This is a genomic window from Delftia sp. RIT313, from assembly GCF_000632165.1.
GTDB lineage: Bacteria > Pseudomonadota > Gammaproteobacteria > Burkholderiales > Burkholderiaceae_C > Comamonas > Comamonas acidovorans.
In genome coordinates this window covers 1-20,454 of record NZ_JFYT01000038.1, presented here as the reverse complement: position 1 = coordinate 20,454, position 20,454 = coordinate 1, and the positions used below count along the sequence as shown (strand labels likewise).

The window sequence follows — 20,454 nt, the reverse complement described above, 5'->3', positions numbered from 1 at the left end:
GGTCAGCGGCACTGCGCCATCACTTGTAGCGGCGCAGGATGCGGTCTGCTTCCTTTTGCGCATCCTGCAGGGCCTGGGCCGAGGTCTTGCTGCCGTTGAGGGCGGCCTGCACGGCGTCGTTCAGCACCTTGGTCACGCGCTGGTTCTCATGCGTGGAGAACTCGGCCACCGATACCGGCAGCTGGTCGCGCGCCACCAGGGCCTGCGGGAAGTCCTGGCCGTACTTCTTGAGCGCGGGCGTGTCATAGGCGGCGGGCGAGACGGCAACGTAGCCGCTGTCCATGCTCCACTGCGCGGCCAGCGGGGGCTGGGTGACCCACTTCATGAACTGGAAGGCCGCCTCCTGCTGCTCCCTGGGCGCCTTCTTGAACAGGTAGAAGTTGCCGCCGCCCGTGGGCGAGCCCTTGCGCACGTTGCCTGCGATCTGGCCCACGCCGAAGTCGAATTTGGCATTGGCGCGGATGTTGGTCAGGTTGCCCGTGGTGGTGACGATGATGGCGGCCTTCTTTTCCATGAAGTCCTTGGGCGTCGTGCCCCACTCCACCACGCCGGCCGGGTGCACGCCTTCCTTGACCAGGCCCACCCAGAAGTCCAGCGCCTCCACTACCTTGGGGCTGTCCAGCGTGACCTGGGTGCCGGCCTCGTTGGCCAGCAGCACGTCATTGGGCGTGGTCAGCGTCTGCAGCATCCAGTAGGCAAAGCCCGTGGACGGGATCTGGATGCCGTACTGCACGACCTTGCCGCTGGCGTCCTTCTTCGTCAGCCTGTGGGCGGCTTCCTTGAGTTCCTTCCAGTTCTGCGGCGCCTTGTTCGGGTCCAGGCCGGCTTCCTTGAAGGCTTCCTTGTTGTAGTACATGACCACGGTGGAACGCTGGAAGGGCACGCCCCAGGTCTTGCCGCCCGCCTGGCTATTGGCCATGAAGGCCGGGTAGAAGCCCTTGAGCCAGGCCCGGTCGGCATCGGTCTTCACGAAGTCGTCGATGGGGGCGATGGCGTCCTCGTCGATCAGCGTGAACATGTCGGTGGACAGCAGCACCGAGCTGGCCGGCGGCTTGCCCGACTTGTGGGCCGTCAGCGCCTTGACGATGGTTTCCTGGTAGGTGCCCGCATAGACGGGCGTGATCCGGTACTGCGGATGGGCCTTGTTGAACTCGGCCGCATAGCCGTCGATCACCTTGGTGATGGGGCCGCCCACGGCCACGGGGTAGTAGAACGGCACCTCCAGCGGCGTCTGCGCGCTGGCGGTGTTCAGCAGGCCCGTGGCGGCCAGGGCGGCAGCGGCTGCGAGGGTTTTGAGGAAGGCATGGCGTTGCATGGCGGACTCTCCTGGAAGGTGCTTCGGGTGCGAAAGCCGGAACGGCTGAAACGGCTGAAACGGTGAATTGGCGAAGGAATTGGGGGCCGGTGCCTCGGAATCAGGCCGTGCAGCGCCGCCCCTTTTCGTCAAAGAAATGCGTGGCCTCGCGCGCCCAGCACAGGCCCACGAGCTGGCCCGGCTGCAGGCCGCCGAGCTGGCTGCCAGCGGTGCGCACCATCAGTTGCTCGCTGCCCACGCGGCAGCGCAGCACCAGGTCGGCGCCCAGGTATTCGAGGCTTTCGATGTCGGCAGCCACCACGGGGCCGCTGCCGACATCGCCCTGGAGCGACAGGCGCATGTCCTCGGGCCTGACGCCCAGCCAGCGCGCCTGGCCCGGCTGCTGCAGGCCGGCGGGCGCGGCGCTGGCATGGCTGCCCGCGATGTGCAGGCCGTCGAGGCGCGCGATGTTCATGGCCGGCGTGCCGATGAAACGCGCCGCAAAGGTGGTGGCGGGCCGGCTGTAGATCTCCTGGGGCGCGGCGCACTGCTCCACGTGCCCCTGGCTGAGCAGCACCACCTGGTCGGCCATGCCCATGGCCTCGGCCTGGTCGTGCGTGACATAGACCACGGTCAGGCCCAGGCGCCGCTGCAGCTCGCGCAGCTCGGTGCGCATTTCCTGGCGCAGCTGGGCGTCGAGGTTGGACAGCGGCTCATCCATCAGGCAGACCCGGGCGCGGGCCACCAGGGCGCGGCCCAAGGCCACGCGCTGCTGCTGGCCACCCGACAGCTGGCCGGGCCGGCGCGCCAGCAGCGCGTCCAGGCCCAGCAGCGCGGCGGCCTCGTCGATGCGCCGGCGCGCCTCGGCCGCCGGGACCTTGCGCACGGACAGGCCGAAGCCGATGTTCTGCGCCACCGTCAGGTGCGGGAACAGCGCGTAGTTCTGGAACACCATGGCAATGCCGCGCCGTGCGGGCGGCAGATGGGTGACGTCCTGCCCGTCGATGCGCACGCGGCCCGAGGTGGCGCTTTCCAGGCCCGCGATGATGCGCAGCGTGGTGGACTTGCCGCAGCCCGAGGGACCGAGCAGCACGCAAAAGGATCCGGGTTCAATGCGCAGATCCAGCGCCTGCAGTGCCGTGGTGCCGCCCCAGGACTTGGCGACACCTTCCATCTCGATCAAGGACATCACGCCAGTCTAGGAAGGCTGTGTGACAGGCCCGTGTCGCGCCACCGGACTGGCGGCCCCGCGCAGCTCAGGCAGCTCAGGCAGCTCAGGCAGCTCAGGCAGCAGGGTGCCGTCTGTGCCAGTCCGTGGCCTGCTGGAACGCCCAGCCCGCGCGCACCAGCAGGTCTTCGCGGAAGTCGGGGGCCACGAACTGGAAGGCCACGGGCGCGCCCTCGGGAGTGCGTCCGCCGGGCAGCGTGATCGTGGGGCTGCCCGTGAGGTCGAAGGGGCAGGTGTAGCGCAGCATGCCCGAGAACAGCTCGGCATCGGAGCCGAAATGCGCCATGCGTTGCAGCGTGGGAGCCGCAAAGGCCGTGGCGGGAACCAGCAGCAGGTCCACCTGCGCGAAGAGTGCACGCACCCGGCCCGTGAAGTCCGCGCGGCGCAGCAGCAGCCGCTGGTAGTCGGTGGCGGACAGGCCCAGCCCCAGGTCGATCAGCCCGGCGAGCCCGGGGCCATAGGCCTCGCGCAGTGCAGGGAAAGTGGCGCCGTGCGCCACGGCGGTCTCCACCGCGCACAGCGCCGGCCAGTCCTCCACCGCCTGGGTGGCATCGGGAAAGCGGACTTCCTGCACGCTGGCCCCCAGGCGCTGCGCCACCGCCAGGGCCTGCTCCACCGCCTGGCGGGAGGGGGCATCCACGCCGTCCAGTGCCCATTGCCGGTCCATGCCCAGGCGCAGGCCGGAGAATCCGCGCGTCATCATGGCCAGATAGTCGGGCACGCTGCACTGGCTGGCCGTAGGGTCCAGCGGGTCCGCCCCGGCGATGGCCGCGAGCATGGCTGCGGCATCGGCAGCACTGCGCGCCATCGGGCCTATGTGGTCCAGGGACGCGGCCAGTTCGAAGGCGCCGTGGCGGCTCACCCTGCCCCAGGTGGGCTTGAGCCCCGTGATGCCGTTGGCGGCCGATGGAAAGCGGATGGAGCCCCCGGTGTCCGTGCCCAGCGATCCGAAGCACAGCCCCGCCGCCGTGGCCACGCCCGAGCCGCTGGACGAGGCCCCGGGCCACAGCTGGGCGCCCCAGGGGTTGACGGGGGCAGTGATCTCGGGATGGTGGTCGGCGAAGGCGCCTTCGGTCTGCTGCAGCTTGCCCAGGATGACGGCGCCGGCCTCGCGCAGCCTGCGCACCACGGTGGCATCTTCCGTGGGGCGATGGTCGCGGTGCAGCGTCATTCCATGCGTGGTGGGGACGCCCCGGGTCCACAGCAGGTCCTTGAGCGCCAGCGGCACGCCGTGCAGCGCACCGCGGCGGCGGCCCTGCGCGATCTCGGCGTCGGCGCGGCGGGCGTCCTCCAGCGCCTGCTGCGCCATCACCGTCACGTAGCTGTGCAGCCGCGCATCCACGGCCTCGATGCGCGCCAGCATGTGGCGGGTCACCTCTTCCGAGGAAATGCGGCGGGACTGGATCTCACGCCCCACCTCCAGCAGTTCGAGATGGTGCAGTTCGCTGTCGTTCATGGCATGTCTCCCGGCGCCCGGCTCCGGGGCGCCACCGTTGTTGCACTGGAAAAGCCGCACGGGACGCACGGCAGGCCCATGCTAGGGAGCCGGCGGCACGCACGCTTGTTCGTGAGGGTCAGCGACCTTGCTCAGGCGGCCAGCAGGCTGCGGGGCGTGCAGCCGAACGCCTTGCGAAAGGCTCGGCTGAAGTGCGCCGCATCGGAGAACCCATGCGCGAAGGCCGCCTCGGTCACGCTGGAGCAGCGCCCCTGCATCAGGGCCTGGCGGCTGGCCTGCAACCGCAGCTGCCATACCAGGCCCATGGGCGTCTGGTTGTGCCGCGCAAAGGCCCGCGTCACGGTACGGGGCGAGACGTTGTGCTGCTGCGCCAGCCATTGCAGCGACAGCTCGGGCGAGCCCAGGTTGTCCTGGATAAACGCCTGGATGCGGCCGTGCAGGTCCCGTTCCGAGCGGGGCTGCACGGCCATTTCCTGCATCTCCAGCGCCAGGGCCAGCACATCGAGCAGCGCCATGCCGAAGCGCTGCGCCAAGGCATCACCGTGCGGCGCAGGCGGCATGGCGATGGCCTCGCCGAGCATGGCCCGCAGCGGCGCCACGGCCGGGGCATGGCCATGCAGCACCCGGCCCGCGTGCGAGGGTGCACGGGCAAAGCGATTCAACAATTCGCTGCGCGGAATGCGCATCAGCAGGATATCGCGGGGCGCCACCGAGAATTCGAAAGGCTGCGCAGCGTCATAAAGCACCAGATTGCCCGCACTCAGCCGGGCCACTTGCCCGCCCTGGCGCACCTCGGCCTGGCCCTGGAGCAGATAGCCCAGCCACAGCTCGTCGCGCGCATGCAGGCGCAGGTGGGCTGCGTTGCGCACCCAGCGGTGGCTGGGCGCCGACATGGCACTGATCTCCAGCAGTCCCAGGGACCGCACGGACAGCGTGGCCCCGAAGCCGCCGGGACCGGCACCATCCCCCTGCGCGCGGTGGCTGTCGGCCGGGATGCAGTGGCGGCAGACCACCTCGTGCCAGTAGTCGAAACGATGGCGTGGCTCCTGCGAATGGGTAGAGTATTCGAGCTGCATGGCAGCGCCCAGTATCCGCAGGCGGCCGCCGGCTGGCACCCCGGTGTTTACCCAAAGGCCCGGGGTGCCGCGACGGCGGCACTGCGCAGCACGGCTCAGCTGTGGCCCGGAGCCCGGTTCAGCAGATGCGTGCGCTGGTCGGCGCTCAGCGACAGGTAGCGCTCGTAGTGGCGCAGGATGTCGGCGATGACTTCCTCGCTGCGCAGGTACTGGATGTCGTGGCCCAGGCGACCGTCCTCGAAGAAGGTGATGGGCTCGTAGACATGGCGGCGCTCCTGCTCGCTGGCCGCCTCGCTCACCAGGAAGGTGGGCACCGTGCGGCGCGTGGCGCGCACGCCGTAGACGAAGTCGCGCAGCGAGGGATCGGGCACGGTCAGGCGCACGGCGCCCTCGCCATCCAGGTCCTCGGTGACCACGGCCTGCACTCCGCGCCTTTGCATCTCGGCGGCCACCTCGTTCATGGCGGGCAGCACCACGCCGGCCAGGAACCTGCGCACATCGGCGCGCGAGGGCTGGTGCACGATCTGCTCCAGGCGCTTGCGCCAGTGCTGGCCGCTCCAGAAGCTGGTGGCCGGGGCCAGGTCAGGCGAGAAGTGCGCGCGGTCGGCCTGCAGCCCGCGCCACAACCCGTAGCACAGGGCCAGCATGATGACGGCCACGGGCAGGGCCGCCACCAGGGTCATGGCCTGCAGCGCCTTGAGGCCGCCGGCCAGCATCAGCACCATGGCCGTCACGCCCAGCACGGCAGCCCAGAACAGCCGCTGCCAGACCGGCGAACGCGCATGGCCGCGCGAGGCGATGTTGTCCACCACGAAGGCCCCGGAGTCCGCCGAGGTGACGAAGAACACCGCGATCAGCACGATGGTGAGCCAGGCCACGGGCTTGAACCAGGGCAGGTACTCGAAGAAGCGGAACAGCAGCGCATCCACGTTCGAGGCCGTCTGCCCCAACGCGCCCATGGCCACGTGGGTGTCTATCCAGATGGCGCTGTTGCCGAAGGCCGTCATCCACAGCAGGTTGAAGGCCGTGGGCACCAGCAGCACGCCGGTCACGAACTGGCGGATGGTGCGCCCGCGCGAGATGCGCGCGATGAACATGCCCACGAAGGGCGACCAGGAGATCCACCAGGCCCAGTAGAGGATGGTCCAGCCGCCGAACCAGCCTTCCTGGCTGGGCGGCTCGTAGGCGAAGGTGCGGAACGACAGCTGGACCAGGCCAGACAGGTAGTTGCCGATGTTCTCGCTCAGCGCCTCGAAGAGGAAGACCGTGGGCCCGGCGACGATGACGAAGGCCAGCAGGATGAAGGCCAGCACGAGGTTGAACTCGCTCAGGCGGCGCACGCCCTTGTCCAGGCCCGAGACGGCCGACAGCCCGGCCAGGCCGACCACGATGACGATGACCGAGATGCGGAACAGCGCCGTGGAGGTGTCCCATCCCGTCAGCGTGTGCAGGCCGGCGGCCAGCTGCAGCGCGCCATAGCCCAGCGTGGTGGCGATACCCGCGATGGTGCCCACCAGCGCGAAGGCATCCACGCTGTGGCCGATGGGGCCGTTGATGCGCTTGCCCAGCAGCGGGTACAGGCCCGAGCGCATGGTCAGCGGCAGGTTGTAGCGAAAGCCGAAGTAGGCCAGCACCAGGCCCATGGTTCCGTAGACGGCCCAGGCATGAAAGCCCCAGTGGAAGAAGGTGGACTGCAGCGCCTCGCGCGCGGCAGCCGGCGTGGAAGGCACGGCCGTGGGCGGCTTGAGGAAATGCTGCAGCGGCTCGCCGACACCGAAGTACATCAGGCCGATGCCCATGCCGGCGGCGAACAGCATGGCGGTCCAGGAGATGAAGCTGAACTCGGGCTCCGCATCATCAGGACCCAGGCGGATATCACCGAAACGGCTGGACGCGACGAAGATCAGAAAGACCAGGAACAGCGTGACCGAGACGGCATAGAACCAGTCCATGTGCCCCACCACCCAGGCCTGGGCGCTGGAGAACAGCCGGTCGGCGCTGTCGGGCATGAGGCCGCAGTACAGCAGCAGCAGGCCCAGCACCAGCAGGGAAGGAATGACGACGGGGCCGGAGAACGTGATGCGCGGTGCAGGCTCGGCAGGCGATGGCGTGGCCGCCTGCGGTGCATCCGGTGGCGGAGCCACTGGTGGCGCGGGTGGCGCCGGTCGGGGATCGGTGGTCGTGTCTGGCATATACCCTCTCTCTTGTGATCAATGGTGTGCCCGGGAACCGATTCGCAATGGTGGCGGCCCTGCCCTTGTGGGGCGGGCCGCGTTCCCTGCTCGGGGGATGTCCGCCGGGCAAAGGCCGCAAGTATGCAAGGGCGGCGTGGAAGCAGGCGTCGGACGCCAACGCCAAAGGCTTCCGATTTGCTGACTTCAGGGCCGACGCCCCAGCACGCTGCTCCAGCGCGCCAGCGCAGCCAGTACGGCGGGCCAGAACACGGTATTGGCAATGTCGTGCAGGCTGGCGCCCCAGCGCCAGTACCCCAGGCTCGCGATATCGTCGCGCATGTCCAGCAGCTCGCCCGTCATGGCCACCACCAGGGCCGCCAGGAGGGGCGTCCAGCTGCCCAGGGGTCTGCGCAGCACGGCGCAGGCGACCAGCGCCACCGTCAGGCCCACGTAGATATGCAAGGCGTCCTTGGACAGCCCCGAGGCACCCACGACGGCCATTTTGATGGCCTGGACAGCCGACGGCTCCATCCGCAGCTTTCAGCCGGCCAGCTTGGCCACCACGGCCGGGGCGATGACGCGGTGCGCCGGCGCCACGCCCAGCATGTAGATACGGCCCAGGGCATTGTGCACATGGACCACGGTGGACATGGCGGCGGTGAAGGTGCCGGACGGCGCGCCCTCGGGGCTGGGCAGCCGCATGAGGGAGACCTGCACGTCCAGATGCCTGTCGCTGTCGCTCAGGGCATGGACACGGAAGATGCCGGCGCGGTCGCCCACGCGGTAGCTCGATGGCTGGCGCTGCGCATCGACGCCGCTGAGCGTGCCCAGGTCCTTGATGCCGAAGGGCGCCACCACGCGGTTGCGCAGGCGCATCAGAAAGTCGATCCAGCCCGGCGTGCGGCCCACGCAGCGCAGGTACAGCGCCATGGGGCTGCTGCCGTCGTCCGGCAATTGCAGCTGGTAGCTGTCGTGGAAATGGGCGGTCTTGAGGCGGTCCTGCAGGGCGCTGCCTGCGGGAACCGGAGAGAGGATGACTTGTGCCATGGAGCGGAGGGTGATGAAAAAAGGGGGCGGTCCTGCAGCCATCATAGGCCGCAGGGCCGCCTCCTTGTCAGGGCGCCATCAACGCTGCATCAGCGCTTGTCGCTCACCTTGATGCGGGCGTTGGGAACCTCGCCGAACATCTCGGGCGCATACAACGCCTCCACCCGCGTGGGCGGCAGCGCGAAGTCGCCGGCATTGTTCAGCCGCACGGTGTACTCCACGCGCGTATTGCCCTTGGGCAGGTACTGGTAGTAGGCGCGGTAGGCCTCGAAGCTGCGCTCTTCATAAGCCAGCCAGCCCGCGCCTTCTGCGCGCTCGCCGCCCGAGGCGATCTCCGAGTCGCGCCCCAGGCCGCCGCCCAGGATGGTGGCGCCCGTGGGCACGGGGTCGGTGATGGCCACCCAGGTCATGTCGGTGCGGGCCTGCACCTCCAGCGTGACGCGCAGCACGTCGCCGCGCGAGTACTGGCCTGCGGGCAGGCTCTTGTCGGCCTGCTCCACGGGCTTGACCGTGCGCGTGACGGTGTAGCCGGCGCTGAACGGCGCCTTCAGCTGCACGGCCGCCACCGACTGCAGCGTGAGCCAGGGCTTGCCGGTGCCCTGCTGGGTCACCGTCAGCTGGCCCTTGCGGGCATCACCCACCGCGCTCCAGGGCAGGAACATGGTGTTGTTGCGCAGGCCGCCGACCACCGTGGTCGCGCCGAAGCTGGACGCCTGGTGCGCCGCGCCCTCGGTGTCGCTGGCGCGCATGCGCGTGACCTGGCTCCACTCCACGCGGGCCTGGGACGCGCCCAAAGCCGCCTGGGTGGCGCCCGTCACGGGCGTGGCCTCGAACTGCTGCGAGAAGCGCTGCAGTGCCAGCGCGCCCCACAGGTTGGCCGTGGTCGTGCCCCAGGCGCCGTTGCTCTGGCGCGAGATGAAGCCATTGGCCAGGCGCGGCAGCTCTTCCTTCCACGTCGGGTCGTCCATGTTGACCAGCATCAGGCGGGCCAGGTTGACCTCGGGGCCCTGCATCAGCCACCACCACTGGTCGTCCTGCTCATTGCTGAAGGCCACGCGCGTGCCCTGGTAGCTCAGGCGGGCGCGCAGGATCTGCTGGGCCTGGGCCAGCTGCTGTTCGCGCTGGGGCAGCTCGCGCATGTGCTTGAGCAGGGCCACCCAGTCGATGACGGCATGCGTGGGCCAGTCGTTGGGCGCGATGGTGATGCTGTCGAGCATGCGCGGATTGGCGCGGCCCGTCAGCGCCAGCGCCTGGATGGCGGCCAGCTTGCGCATGTCCAGATCCTTGCGCGGGCTCCAGAAGCTGCGCTGGATGCGGCCTTCGACGAAGGCGATCAGGCCGTTTTCCATGCGCTCGCGCTCGGCCGCCGGCAGCACGAAGCGCTTGTCCACGCCCTGTGCCAGTGCCGAGAGGTTGAGCAGGTGGGCCGTCAGCGTATCGCTGCCGCGGGCCGCACGGCCCGAACCGTCGCCTGCCAGCGGAAAGTAGCTGGCCAGGCCGTCGCTGTCCAGGTAGCTGGGCAGTTGGCCCATGGTGGACTGCCACAGCGTGGCGTCGCTCATGCCCACGGCCTTGCTGGTGACCTGCTCCAGGCAGCTGTAGGGATAGCGCGCCCACCAGTCGCGCACGCCGGGCAGGCCTTCGGCCAGCTTGGGCGCCAGCGACATGCGCAGGCCGCCGCGGCCGGACAGCGCATCGGCCGGCAGCTGCACGGGCAGGTTGATGCTGCCATCGACCTGCATCAGCGTGCCCTGCTGCACCGTGAGCGGCACGGCCGGGATGATGCGCTGGCTGACCTTCAGCCTGTCGCTGGCCGGCTTGTCACCGCCTGCGGTGTCGCGAGCCTCGATCTCCCAGATCAGCGCCTCGGCGCGCGTCTGGCCCAGCTGGGCCGGCGCCGTGACGTTCCAGGCCACCTCGCGCGCCTCGCCCGCGGGAATCTCCACGGTCTGCGCTGCCAGCTCCAGCAGCGTGGCACGCGGCGTGACCTGCACCTTCATGGCCTTGGCCGAGGTGTTGCGCAGCGTGACCATGGCACGGAACTGGTCCTCCTCGCGCACCAGCGGCGGCAGGCCACTGATGATCTGCAGGTCCTGGGCCGTGCGGATGGGCGCCTGGCCCGTGCCGAACATCGACACGCCATGGTCGGCCACCGCCACCACCTGGAAGGTGGTCAGCGAGTCGTTGAGCGGCACGCTGACCTGGGCCTTGCCCTGGGCATCGAGCACCACGCTCGGATTCCACAGCAGCAGCGTCTCGAACAGCTCGCGCGTCTGGCTGCGGCCACCGCCGCCGCCAGCGGCCACGGCCTTGCGGCCGTAGTGGCGCCTGCCGATCACCTCCATCTGCGCGGTCGAGGTCTGCACGCCCCACTCGCGGCGGCGCAGCATCGCGTCGGCCAGCTGCCAGCTGGTGTTGGGCATGAGCTCCAGCAGGGCCTGGTCCACGACCGCCAGCGCCACCTCGGCACCAGCGGCGGGCTTGCCGTCGGGCAGCGTGGCGCTGATGGTGACCTTGGCGGTGCCGCGCACCTGGTAGCTGGCCTGGTCGGCCGTGACCTTGACGTCGATGCGATGGGCCTTGGTGCCCACGCGGATCTCGGCCATGCCCAGGCGGTAGGCGGGCTTGGACAGGTCGACCAGGGCCGTGGGCGCGATGTACTCCTTGCCCTCGTGCCAGAAGGCGTTCCACCACTCGCGCGGCGCCTTGAAGCCCCAGGTGAAGAAGCTGTACCAGGGCACCTCGCGCAGTCGCCCGCGCAGGGCCAGCACGCTCACGTAGACGTTGGGGCCCCAGTCGGGCTGGACCTTCAGCTCCACGGTGGGGTTCTGGCCATTGAGCTGCATGACCTGGGTGCTGACGATGCCTTCGCGCTCCACGGCGACCAGGGCCGTCGCATAGCGGAAGGGCATGCGCACCTGGAAGCGCGCGGTCTCGCCGGGCTCGTAGCTGCGCTTTTCGGGCAGCACGTCCATGCGGTCATGGTCCTCGCCGCCGAACCACAGTTCGCCCTGGCGCGTGACCCAGACGCTGGAGGCGGCCTGGGCGGGCCGGCCGTCCTTGTCGGAGGCGGTGACGATCAGCTCCACCTCGCCGGGCTGCGACAGCTGGGCCTCGCACTGCACCATGCCCTGGGCATCGCTGTTGCCCGTGCACACCGTGCCCATGGACTTGAGCGTGGTCTGGTTGTCGTAGCTGTAAAAGCCCCCCACCAGGCGCTTGCGGCTGCTGGTGGTGACGCGGGAGATGGCCTCGACCTTGACCGGCACGCCGGCCTGGGGCTTGCCGTCCACGCCCAGGGCCAGCGCCTGGAACTGCAGCTTGCGGCCCGTGGTGATCCAGCTTTCGGCGCGCACGCCGGCCACGATGGCCGCGGGCCACAGCATCTGCGTGCTGCGCAGGGTCTGCACCTCGCCATTGGGATCGGCATAGGTGGCCTCGATCAGCAGCTCGCGCGGCTCGCGCAGCTTGGGCAGGTTCTCGATCTTGAGCTTGCCCAGTCCTTCACGGTCCAGCGTCACGGGCAGCTTGTCGGCCACCACCTTGCTGTCCTGGGAGGCCGTGGCCTCCTCGTCATCGCTCTGGCCCGTGTCCTGGGCGCTGCGCGGTGCCGAGAAGCTGAAGCCCTGCCAGTCGCTGCGGTCCATCCAGGTGGAGCGCACCAGGGCGGACACGCGCACCGGCAGGTTGGCGGCCGGGCCGCCGGAGACGTAGTTCACCTGCACCTGCACCGGCAGGCTGGAGACGCCGACCAGGGCCTGCTTGCTTTCGGGGCCCACACGGCCTTCGAGCACGGGCAGGCGGAATTCCTCGACACGGAAGCTGCCCGTGCCGAAGCGGTTGTTGCGCCCGCGCGAGCCATTGCCATCGCCGCGCAGCTCCACGGAGTACGAGCCGAGCTTGGCGCCCTTGGGCACAGAGAAGCTGTTTTCCGCACTCAGGCCGCCGGTGCCCGTGGAACGCCACTGCAGCGGCTGCGTGTACTGCTGGCCGCTGCCTTCATGGGTGATGACCAGTTGCGTGGGCCGCTGCTCGGGCAGCGCAAAGCCGCCCTGCCCCTGGCCGATGCCGGTCTGGGTGCGCATCAGGTGCTTCATGGACACGGTCTCGCCGGCGCGCAGCAGCGTGCGGTCGAAGATGGTGTGGGCCACCTCGTCGCGCTGGGCGCTGCGGCTGGTGGGCACGTTGAAGCGCCAGGACTCGATGCCGCGCTGCCAGTCGCTCCAGGTGAAGGCCAGCTCCTGCTGGCCGTCCTTGCCCTGGGCGCGTGCGCTGACGAAGTAGGCAGGCGAGCGGTAGCCTACACCGCCCGTGCACTGGGGCGGCTCGGGCGACAGGCCGTCCAGGCGCGCCACGCCACTGGCGTCGGTGGTGGCCGAGGTCAGCACCTTGCCATTGCAGTCGGAGACCTGGATCTTGGCATTGGCCACGGCCTGGCCCTTGTCCAGCGTGGTCACCCAGGCGGCCGCGTTCTCGCGGCCGAGCTTGAAGTGCACGGACAGATTGGTCACCAGGGCGGAGGTGCGCACATACATGCTGCGCGCCGAGCCGTAGCGCTCATCGAGCAGCGACTGGCCCAGCAGCGGCGAGGCGATCTCGACCACGTGAAAGCCCGGCGTGAGCGGAATGCCCACCACCTCGAAGGGGCGCGGATCGCCCTTGACGGGCTTGGGCAGCTCCAGCGTCTTGACGTCGCCCTGGCCGGCCAGCAGCGACAGCATGCGCGTTTGCACATAGTCGCGGTTTTCGTTGTCGATCACGGGCGGCAGCGGGCCCTTGATGTCGCGCGAGGCGCGCTTGCGGTCCATGTCGGAGGACTCGTAGTCGGCCACACGGCGCATCCAGGCGATGATCTCGGCATCGCTGCCGGGCTGCTTGGTGCTCACGCGGCTGGCATCCAGGGACTTGGTGGCCAGCTCGGACTCCACATTGCGCAGCGTCACGGGCAGCAGGGCCGGGCCGTCCGGGCCTTCGGCATAGCGCTCGACGATGCCGAAGGGCGAGGCCGCGAACTTGGCCAGTGGCGGCAGCGCGCCCGTGGCCACCTGCAGCGGGAACATGTCGGCATTGCTCAGGCTGCGGCCTGCCGCGTCCTTGAACTGCGGAGGCAGCTCCACCGTATAGCGCGCCTGGGCCTGCATGGTGGCCGGGAAGCTCAGGTTCTGCACCAGCGAATCCTCGCTGAGCTTTTCGCCGTATTCGCCGTCGATCACGGGCGCCACCTTGGAGGCGCCGCTACTCAGGCGAATGCCCTCGGCCAGCTTGCGCGGCACGGGGGCATTGAAGCTCAGGCGCATGGGGCGGATCGGCAGGCAGGCGGCCTTGGCGTTCTCGCGCTCGCAGCTGAACTCGGCCGCGAAGGGCTCGCGCACGCGGTACTCGAAGCGCTTGTCCTGGCGGCTGGCCACGCCATTGGGCGTGGCGATGCCGGCGCCAAAAACCAGCTTCATGGTCGTGCCCGCCGTCAGGCGGCGGTTGCAGGCCAGCGTGGCGTACTGCAGCGGGTTCTTGGCGGCGGCCTTGTCCCAGCCGCGGTGCTTGAGCAGCTCGTCGCGCTCCTTGCCTTCGATCAGGCGCACGGGTATGCGCTCGCCCACGCCTTCGGCCGTGCACCACATGTGCTGCTGCAGGCTTTGCACGGTGGCCGGGCCCGACAGGCGCAGCGCGAAGTACTGCTCCTCGTCGATCTGTTCATAGGTGTCTGGCGCCATGTCCAGCACGGCCGGGCCGCCGGTCTGGAACTGGTAGCTGGCAGCGCCCGTCACGGCCGTGCCCGCAGGCGACTTGTAGCCGGCCACCAGCTGGGCCGTGCAGCGCACGCCGGGCGGCAGGGCCTGCTTGAAGTCGAACACCCATTCCCGGTCGCTGTTCCAGCGGCCCGTGCCCTGGGTGGCCGCCGCATCGCTGCAGCTGAGCGTGACCGGCGCGGCCGCCTTGGGGTCGCCAAAGCGCACGGCCGTGCCATCGAATTGCACCACCACCTGCTCGACCTTGGCCACCTCTCCCTGCGGGCTGAATTGGCGCACGCCCACGGCCTGCGCCGTCAGCGCCGCCGATCCCAGCAGCAGCCCCAACCCCCACCGGCTCCAGGGCCGGCTGTGCGCCGGAGCCCCCTGCAACCCACTGATCGCTTTCGTGCGAAGCACCCCCATGGCAATCCCTTCTGTCGGGCTCAGATGGCCCGCTGTTTTCTTGGAATGAGCAGGCTTTCAGCACTGCGACGCGAGCTGTCCGCATGACACGCTGCAAATGAAAAACCCTGCGCTGCAGGCAGGGCTCGGCGGCAAGGGCTGAAACAAGGCGCAGGCCTGTCGCCCGCATGCACCGAATGCAGGGCCGCATCCGCTGCGGCTGAAAACCACTGCGCGGGATGATACCGGCCCGCATCCGCTGCAGGCCCTGCTGCGGGTGCCCGGAACCGGGTCTGCGGTGTATCCATCTGTAAGACATCGGCGCATCAACGCGTCATATCCGTGAGATCACAGGGCTCACCTCCCACCACAGGCCCCGTCAGACTACATACAGCGTGCTGCCTATACTGCGCGGATACAACACAGGGAGAGAGTCCGTCCATGAAGCCGAACCACGTTGCCGTGCCTCAGCCGTTCTGGCACCGGATCAACCAGTTCTTCGCCTTTCCGTTCCAGTCACAGCCGCTGGGCTATGCGCTGCTGCTGTCGCTGGGCAGCCTGCTGTTCAAGGCGCTGTTCTTCCTGCCCGCACCCCTGGCCATCGGGCTGGTGCAGATCGGTATCCTGCTGGCCGCCAGCCGCTATGGTTTCAAGGTGGCAGCGCTGGGTTCGCAGGGCATATCGCGCGCTGCGGACTATCCTCGCCACCTGGACCCGGACTGGACCCATCTGCCCTGGAAGCTGTTCGCCATTTTGGTGGTGCACGGCATCATCGTCGGCTGGTGTGCGCGGGTGAGCCTGGGCATGGCGCAGCTGGCCCTGCTGCTGCTGTCCTTTTTGCTGCCGGCCAGCATCATCGTGCTGGTGCAGACGACGGGCTTTTTCTCCGCACTCAATCCGCTGCTGATCCTGGACACGGTGCGCATCATCGGCAAGCCCTATGCGCTGCTGTGCTTTTTTCTGTTTCTGTTGAGCAGCGGTGCGCAGATCGCCATGTCGCTGCTGCTGCCGCTGTTCAGCGGGCTGATCCTGCTGCCGCTGTTCAACTTCGCCATGATCTATTTCGGCTGGGTCATGGCCAGCCTGCTGGGCTATGTGATGTACCAGCACCATGAGGCGCTGGGCATCGACGCCGTGCCCCAGGCAGACAGCGGGCCCGACGGAGCGCCTGCGCGCACGCCCGAACAGATCGCCCGCCAGCAGCTGGACGAGGACGTGGCCGAGCATGTGGCCGCTGGCGACCTGGCCGCCGCGCTGGGCCTGGCCTACGAGGACCAGCGCACCCACCCCGACGACACGCATGCCCAGCGCCGCTACCACCGCTTGCTGCTGCTGTCGGACAAGACGGCCACGCTGCTGGACCACGGCCGGCGCTTCATCGCCCTGCTGCTGCGCCAGGGCCAGACCGCAGAGGCGCTCAAGGTGTTCCAGGCCTGCCGCGCCAAGGAAGCGAGCTTTGCGCTGGACGATGCCGACCAGACACTGGCCCTGGCGCGCAGCATCTGGCGCGCGGGCGATGCACAGGCGACGCTGACCCTGATCTCGGGCTTCGACAAACGCTTCAAGGGCCATGCCGCCGTGCCCCATGCCTATGAACTGGCGGCGCGCCTGATGCTGCAGGGCTTCGGACGTCGGGACATGGCCCAGGGCATCCTGGCCACGCTGCAGGCGCGCCATCCCGACAGCGAGGCCACGCAGGAGGTGCGGTGGCTGCTGCGTGACCCGGAACCGGAACAGGGACCGAACCCGCGCCCGGCCCCGCACTGATCACGCCGTGGCCTGGGCGCGGGCCTGCCCGTCGAGCAACAGCCGGGTCACGGCCTCATCGGGCGCCCAGCGCTGCAGTTGTGGCAGCCAGGCGCGGGCGCGCTGTGCCAGCCCCTGCTGCAGCAGGCCGTTGACCAGCAGGCACAGCGTCTCGCCCAGGCCCGGCTGACCGGGTGCTGCCTGCAGCAGCGCGTGGCACAGCTTCTCGGCATCGTCGAACGCACGGGCACGCGTGAAGCGGCGCACCAGCCTGGCCATGTCCTCGGGCGCGATCCTGGCGCCTGGGCGGGCCAGGTCCAGATAGATGCGGTAGCTGTCGTGCTGCCAGGCCAGGGTGGCGGCATCACGGGCCGGCAGCCTGAAGATGCGCCGGGCCGCCCGGTGGAAGTCCTCGCTGGCAGGCGCATAGCGGGCCGCGGCAAACCAGGCCCGCAGCACCTCGGTGTCGGCAGGCCGCAGCTGGGCTGCGGCGCGCCAGGCGCGCAGGGCGCCCTCCATGTCCAGCGCCTGCCCCAGGCGTCGCGCGTTGGCGACATGTGCGTCGAAGCCATCGTCCGGCGCCGAGTGGCGGCCCGCCACCGCCGCCCGTGGCTTGCGGCGCAGATACAGGGCCATCAGGGTCGCGCCTGTGAGCAGGCCGCCCAGGTGGGCCATGTAGCCTGCGCTCTGGCCACTGAAAAAATGCTGCAGCACTTCATTGGCGATCCAGGCTGGCAGCAGGATCAAGGCGGGCGCAGTGACGTAGTTGAAATAAAAAAACAGCTGATAGAAGAAACGGACACGCCGCAGCCGGTACATGACGGCGTACATGCCCATCAGGGCGGCCACGGCGCCCGAGGCGCCCAAGCCGTAACTGCCTGTGCCTGCATAGGCCCAGCCCGAGAGCACCGAGCCACCCACGGCGCCCAGCAGATAAAACAACAGATAGGTGCCGCGCCCCAGCATCAACTCGACCGAGAAGCCGAACATGAAGAGAAACAGCATATTGCCCACCAGGTGGCTGGTGTCGACATGCAGGAACGCTGCGGTGATCCAGGTCACCGGGCGCATCGGCGCGTCCAGCGCATAGTTTTTGGCCCAGCGCGTGGTGAAAGGTTCCGGCTGCAACGCCTCGTAGCGGCTGCGGTCGGTCTGCCAACGCTCGTGCAGGGGATCGCTTGCGGGCACGATCTGCCCGCTGCGCAGCAGCGCCAGGAATTTCGGCTCCCGCTCCATGCGCTGCAACAGCGGCTCGACCAGGCCTTTTTTCTGCAGCGCCTTTGCCTGCTTTGCCATCGGCGAATCCGTGCGCTGCAGCCAGTCCACGAAGCGCGGCAACTCGATGCCCGGCAGCGCGCTGGCGGCATAGAACTGCGCCGCCGCCTGCTGGGCGCGCTCCTCGGAGCGCTGCGGCCCGAAGAACACCAGCACGTTCACGAGGATGATCAGCAGCGTCATCCACGGCGGATTGCTCCAGCGGGGCCGGTCCTCCAGCGGAATCGCGTAGAACATGCGGGACCGCTGGACGCGCGCTTACTGCGGCTGGAAGCCGCTGGTCTGGATGATGCGTTTCCAGACCTGGGTATAGGCCTGCTCGCGCTCGGCCAGCTGTGCGGGCGGCATGTGGCCCACGGTCAGGCCCAGGGCGGTGAGCTGCTCGTGCACATCGGGCTGCTTGAGCACGGCGGCCACGGCGGCGGAGAAGCGGTCGATGAAGGCCTGGGGCGTGCCGCGCGGCGCGTAGATGCCGTAGTAGGGCGTGTCCTCGAAGCCCTTGACGCCCTGCTCGGCCAGCGTGGGCACTTCGGGCATGGTGGCCTGGCGGCGCGTGCCCAGCACGCCGATCACGCGCAGCTTGCCGGCCTTGTGGTTTTCCATGAAGTCCTGCACCGAGGCGATGCCGGCCGGAATCTGGTTGCCCAGCATGTCGGCCAGCATGGGCGCGCTGCCCCGGTAGGGCGCGGCCACCAGGTCCAGCTTGTAGTGCTCGCCCAGCAGCCTGACCAGGAATTCCGGCGTGGACGCGGGCGCGGGTATGCCGATGCTGCCGCGCTTTGCGCCCTGGCGCACCCACTCCACATACTCGGCAAGGTTGCGCGCCGGCGTGCTGGCGGAGACCGCCAGCGCGTTCACGAAGGTGGCAAAGCCGGCCACGGGAACGAAGTCATGGCCAGGGTCGAAACCCGGCTTCTTCACCACCTGGGGCAGGATGGAGATGGTGTGGTCGTGCGTGAGGAACAGGGTGTGGCCATCGGCCGCAGCCGCCTTGAGCTGCTGCGCCGCGATCTGCCCGCCCGCGCCGGGGCGGTTGTCCACCAGCACCGTGGTGCCCAGCACGTCCTTGAGCCGGTCGGCCAGCAGGCGTGCGATGGCATCCGTGCCGCCGCCCGGCGGAAAGCCCACCAGGATGCGGATGGCCTGCCCGGGCTGTGCCCAGGCCAGCGGAGCCAGGGCCGACGAGGCGGCAGCGGCAGTCACTGCGCCGGCGGCGCGCAGCGCCCCGGTCAGCAGTTGGCGGCGGGAGGATGTCATGGCGTGGCTCCGGCGAACGGGGGGATCAGCCCAGGCGCGCGTTCAGGCGTGCATTCAAGCGCGCCTGGTGGCCTGCGAGCTGCTTGCGCACCTGGGCCGGCGCCGTGCCGCCCAGGGTGTTGCGCGCATTGAGCGAGCCTTCCAGGCTGAGCGCCTCGAAGACATCGGCCTCGATGCCGGGATTGAAGGCCTGCAGTTCGGCCAGCGGCAGCTCGGTCAGGTCCACGCCCTTTTGCGAGGCCAGCTTGACCGCATGGGCCACGGTCTCGTGCGCATCGCGGAAGGGCAGGCCCTTCTTGACCAGGTAGTCGGCCAGGTCGGTGGCCGTGGCATAGCCCTTGAGTGCGGCGGCGCGCATGGCTTCGGCGTTGACGGTGATGCCGCCCTTCTTGCCGCCCGTGGCCGGGTCGGCCTGGCCGCCGATCATCTCGGCGAAGATGCGCAGCGTGTCCTTCAGGGTGTCCACCGTGTCGAACAGCGGCTCCTTGTCTTCCTGGTTGTCCTTGTTGTAGGCCAGGGGCTGGCCCTTCATCAGGGTGATCAGGCCCATCAGGTGGCCGACCACGCGGCCGGTCTTGCCGCGTGCCAGCTCGGGCACGTCGGGGTTCTTCTTCTGCGGCATGATCGACGAGCCCGTGGTGAAGCGGTCGGCGATGCGGATGAAGCCGAAGTTCTGGCTCATCCAGATGATCAGCTCTTCGGACAGGCGGCTCACGTGCACCATGCACAGGCTGGCGGCCGAGGTGAATTCGATGGCGAAGTCGCGGTCGCTGACGCCGTCCAGCGAGTTCTGGCAGACGCCTTCCATGCCCAGGGTGCGGGCCACGCGCTCGCGGTCCAGCGGGTAGGTGGTGCCGGCCAGGGCGGCGCTGCCCAGCGGCAGCACGTTGACGCGGCGGCGCAGGTCCAGCATGCGCTCGGCGTCGCGCTTGAACATTTCCACATAGGCCAGCAGGTGGTGGGCAAAGCTCACGGGCTGGGCCACCTGCAGGTGGGTGAAGCCGGGCAGGATCACGTCAACGTTCTTCTCGGCCACTTCGACCAGGGACAGCTGCAGTTCGCCGAGCAGGCCTTCGATCAGGTCGATCTCGCCGCGCAGCCACAGGCGCACGTCGGTGGCCACCTGGTCATTGCGGCTGCGGCCCGTGTGCAGGCGCTTGCCGGCGTCGCCGACCAGCTGGGTCAGGCGGGCCTCGATGTTCAGGTGCACGTCTTCCAGGTCGAGCTTCCACTCGAACTGGCCGGACTCGATTTCCTGCGTGATCTGCGCCATGCCCTTGCGGATGGACTCGTGGTCGGCGGCGGCGATGATGCCCTGGGCCGCCAGCATCTCGGCATGCGCCAGGCTGCCCGTGATGTCGGCCTGCCACAGGCGCTTGTCGAAGAACACGCTGGAGGTATAGCGCTTGACCAGATCGCTCATCGGCTCTTCAAAGAGAGCGGACCAGGCCTGGGCCTTGGTGTCGAGCTGGTTGTGCGAGGCGGACGTTGGTTGATTGGCAGACATGTGAGGACGCGATCTTCGATTAGGCGGTGCAGGCGGTGGGCGGCACGCCCCCGCGCGGGCAGGAAGCGAAGATTCTATCGACCTGGGCGGCGCCACGCCCGTGCAGGGGCCGGGCAGCGGCTGTGCAGGCCGGCCCGGCATGACCATAATCCGGGCATGCGGCGCGGAGCCATTGCGTCAATTTCCGCCCATTTCCGCCAATTTCCGCCGAATGCCCGCCGAACTCCGCCGCATTTTCGCCACAACACCCCATCACCCGCCCC

12 protein-coding genes are annotated in these 20,454 nt (G+C 69.1%); 1 reads left to right on the top strand and 11 read right to left on the bottom strand.

Annotated elements, in window-relative coordinates; all coding sequences use genetic code 11:
- Nucleotides 1–19: 19 nt before the first annotated feature.
- The 8 genes from BW39_RS09780 to BW39_RS09745 form a co-directional block, all read right to left on the bottom strand.
- A complete protein-coding gene (locus BW39_RS09780; protein WP_013800961.1) occupies nucleotides 20–1,315 on the bottom strand; it encodes an ABC transporter substrate-binding protein in 1,296 nt (431 codons plus the stop codon).
- A gap of 100 nt (nucleotides 1,316–1,415) precedes the next feature.
- The gene (locus BW39_RS09775; protein WP_043821440.1) at nucleotides 1,416–2,483 is read right to left on the bottom strand and encodes an ABC transporter ATP-binding protein; all 1,068 of its coding nucleotides are present in this window, start codon (nucleotides 2,481–2,483) and stop codon (nucleotides 1,416–1,418) included.
- A gap of 94 nt (nucleotides 2,484–2,577) precedes the next feature.
- Nucleotides 2,578–3,978: an amidase gene (locus tag BW39_RS09770; protein ID WP_043821438.1), complete on the bottom strand. Its 1,401-nt coding sequence runs from the start codon at nucleotides 3,976–3,978 to the stop codon at nucleotides 2,578–2,580.
- A 131-nt stretch (nucleotides 3,979–4,109) separates the two neighbouring features.
- Nucleotides 4,110–5,054, bottom strand: a complete 945-nt coding sequence (locus tag BW39_RS09765; RefSeq protein ID WP_043821497.1) for a helix-turn-helix domain-containing protein — start codon at nucleotides 5,052–5,054, stop codon at nucleotides 4,110–4,112.
- 95 nt (nucleotides 5,055–5,149) lie between these two features.
- Complete coding sequence (locus tag BW39_RS09760) at nucleotides 5,150–7,246, bottom strand: BCCT family transporter (RefSeq protein ID WP_013800957.1); 2,097 nt, start codon at nucleotides 7,244–7,246, stop codon at nucleotides 5,150–5,152.
- A gap of 186 nt (nucleotides 7,247–7,432) precedes the next feature.
- Nucleotides 7,433–7,729, bottom strand: a complete 297-nt coding sequence (locus BW39_RS09755) for a hypothetical protein (protein WP_081816177.1) — start codon at nucleotides 7,727–7,729, stop codon at nucleotides 7,433–7,435.
- Nucleotides 7,730–7,768: 39 nt separating this feature from the next.
- Nucleotides 7,769–8,275, bottom strand: coding sequence for a DUF2867 domain-containing protein (locus BW39_RS09750; protein ID WP_043821495.1), 507 nt, complete (start codon nucleotides 8,273–8,275; stop codon nucleotides 7,769–7,771).
- Between the two features lie 89 nt (nucleotides 8,276–8,364).
- Entirely contained in the window at nucleotides 8,365–14,427 is a 6,063-nt protein-coding gene (locus BW39_RS09745) for an alpha-2-macroglobulin family protein (RefSeq protein ID WP_043821436.1), read from the bottom strand.
- A 420-nt stretch (nucleotides 14,428–14,847) separates the two neighbouring features.
- Here BW39_RS09745 and BW39_RS09740 point away from each other — a divergent pair, with 420 nt between their 5' ends.
- Nucleotides 14,848–16,173, top strand: a complete 1,326-nt coding sequence (locus BW39_RS09740) for a tetratricopeptide repeat protein (protein ID WP_043821435.1) — start codon at nucleotides 14,848–14,850, stop codon at nucleotides 16,171–16,173.
- Here BW39_RS09740 and BW39_RS09735 read toward each other — a convergent pair whose 3' ends face one another.
- From BW39_RS09735 to argH, 3 genes are read right to left on the bottom strand one after another with little or no spacing between them, the layout of a single operon-like run.
- A complete protein-coding gene (locus BW39_RS09735; protein ID WP_043821431.1) occupies nucleotides 16,174–17,664 on the bottom strand; it encodes a rhomboid family intramembrane serine protease in 1,491 nt (496 codons plus the stop codon).
- A gap of 21 nt (nucleotides 17,665–17,685) precedes the next feature.
- On the bottom strand, nucleotides 17,686–18,684 hold the full coding sequence (locus tag BW39_RS09730) for a Bug family tripartite tricarboxylate transporter substrate binding protein (RefSeq protein ID WP_043821430.1): 999 nt from the start codon (nucleotides 18,682–18,684) through the stop codon (nucleotides 17,686–17,688).
- A 25-nt stretch (nucleotides 18,685–18,709) separates the two neighbouring features.
- Nucleotides 18,710–20,191: an argininosuccinate lyase gene (gene argH / locus BW39_RS09725; RefSeq protein WP_012207114.1), complete on the bottom strand. Its 1,482-nt coding sequence runs from the start codon at nucleotides 20,189–20,191 to the stop codon at nucleotides 18,710–18,712.
- Nucleotides 20,192–20,454 lie beyond the last annotated feature (263 nt).

What these genes read in the sequence shown, in the direction of transcription:
- argH (WP_012207114.1), bottom strand. Translation starts at nt 20,191, where the DNA reads ATGTCTGCCAATCAACCAACGTCCGCCTCGCACAACCAGCTCGACACC.
- BW39_RS09760 (WP_013800957.1), bottom strand. Translation starts at nt 7,246, where the DNA reads ATGCCAGACACGACCACCGATCCCCGACCGGCGCCACCCGCGCCACCA.
- BW39_RS09745 (WP_043821436.1), bottom strand. Translation starts at nt 14,427, where the DNA reads ATGGGGGTGCTTCGCACGAAAGCGATCAGTGGGTTGCAGGGGGCTCCG.
- BW39_RS09755 (WP_081816177.1), bottom strand. Translation starts at nt 7,729, where the DNA reads ATGGCCGTCGTGGGTGCCTCGGGGCTGTCCAAGGACGCCTTGCATATC.
- BW39_RS09740 (WP_043821435.1), top strand. Translation starts at nt 14,848, where the DNA reads ATGAAGCCGAACCACGTTGCCGTGCCTCAGCCGTTCTGGCACCGGATC.
- BW39_RS09780 (WP_013800961.1), bottom strand. Translation starts at nt 1,315, where the DNA reads ATGCAACGCCATGCCTTCCTCAAAACCCTCGCAGCCGCTGCCGCCCTG.
- BW39_RS09730 (WP_043821430.1), bottom strand. Translation starts at nt 18,684, where the DNA reads ATGACATCCTCCCGCCGCCAACTGCTGACCGGGGCGCTGCGCGCCGCC.
- BW39_RS09735 (WP_043821431.1), bottom strand. Translation starts at nt 17,664, where the DNA reads ATGTTCTACGCGATTCCGCTGGAGGACCGGCCCCGCTGGAGCAATCCG.
- BW39_RS09765 (WP_043821497.1), bottom strand. Translation starts at nt 5,054, where the DNA reads ATGCAGCTCGAATACTCTACCCATTCGCAGGAGCCACGCCATCGTTTC.
- BW39_RS09750 (WP_043821495.1), bottom strand. Translation starts at nt 8,275, where the DNA reads ATGGCACAAGTCATCCTCTCTCCGGTTCCCGCAGGCAGCGCCCTGCAG.
- BW39_RS09770 (WP_043821438.1), bottom strand. Translation starts at nt 3,978, where the DNA reads ATGAACGACAGCGAACTGCACCATCTCGAACTGCTGGAGGTGGGGCGT.
- BW39_RS09775 (WP_043821440.1), bottom strand. Translation starts at nt 2,483, where the DNA reads ATGTCCTTGATCGAGATGGAAGGTGTCGCCAAGTCCTGGGGCGGCACC.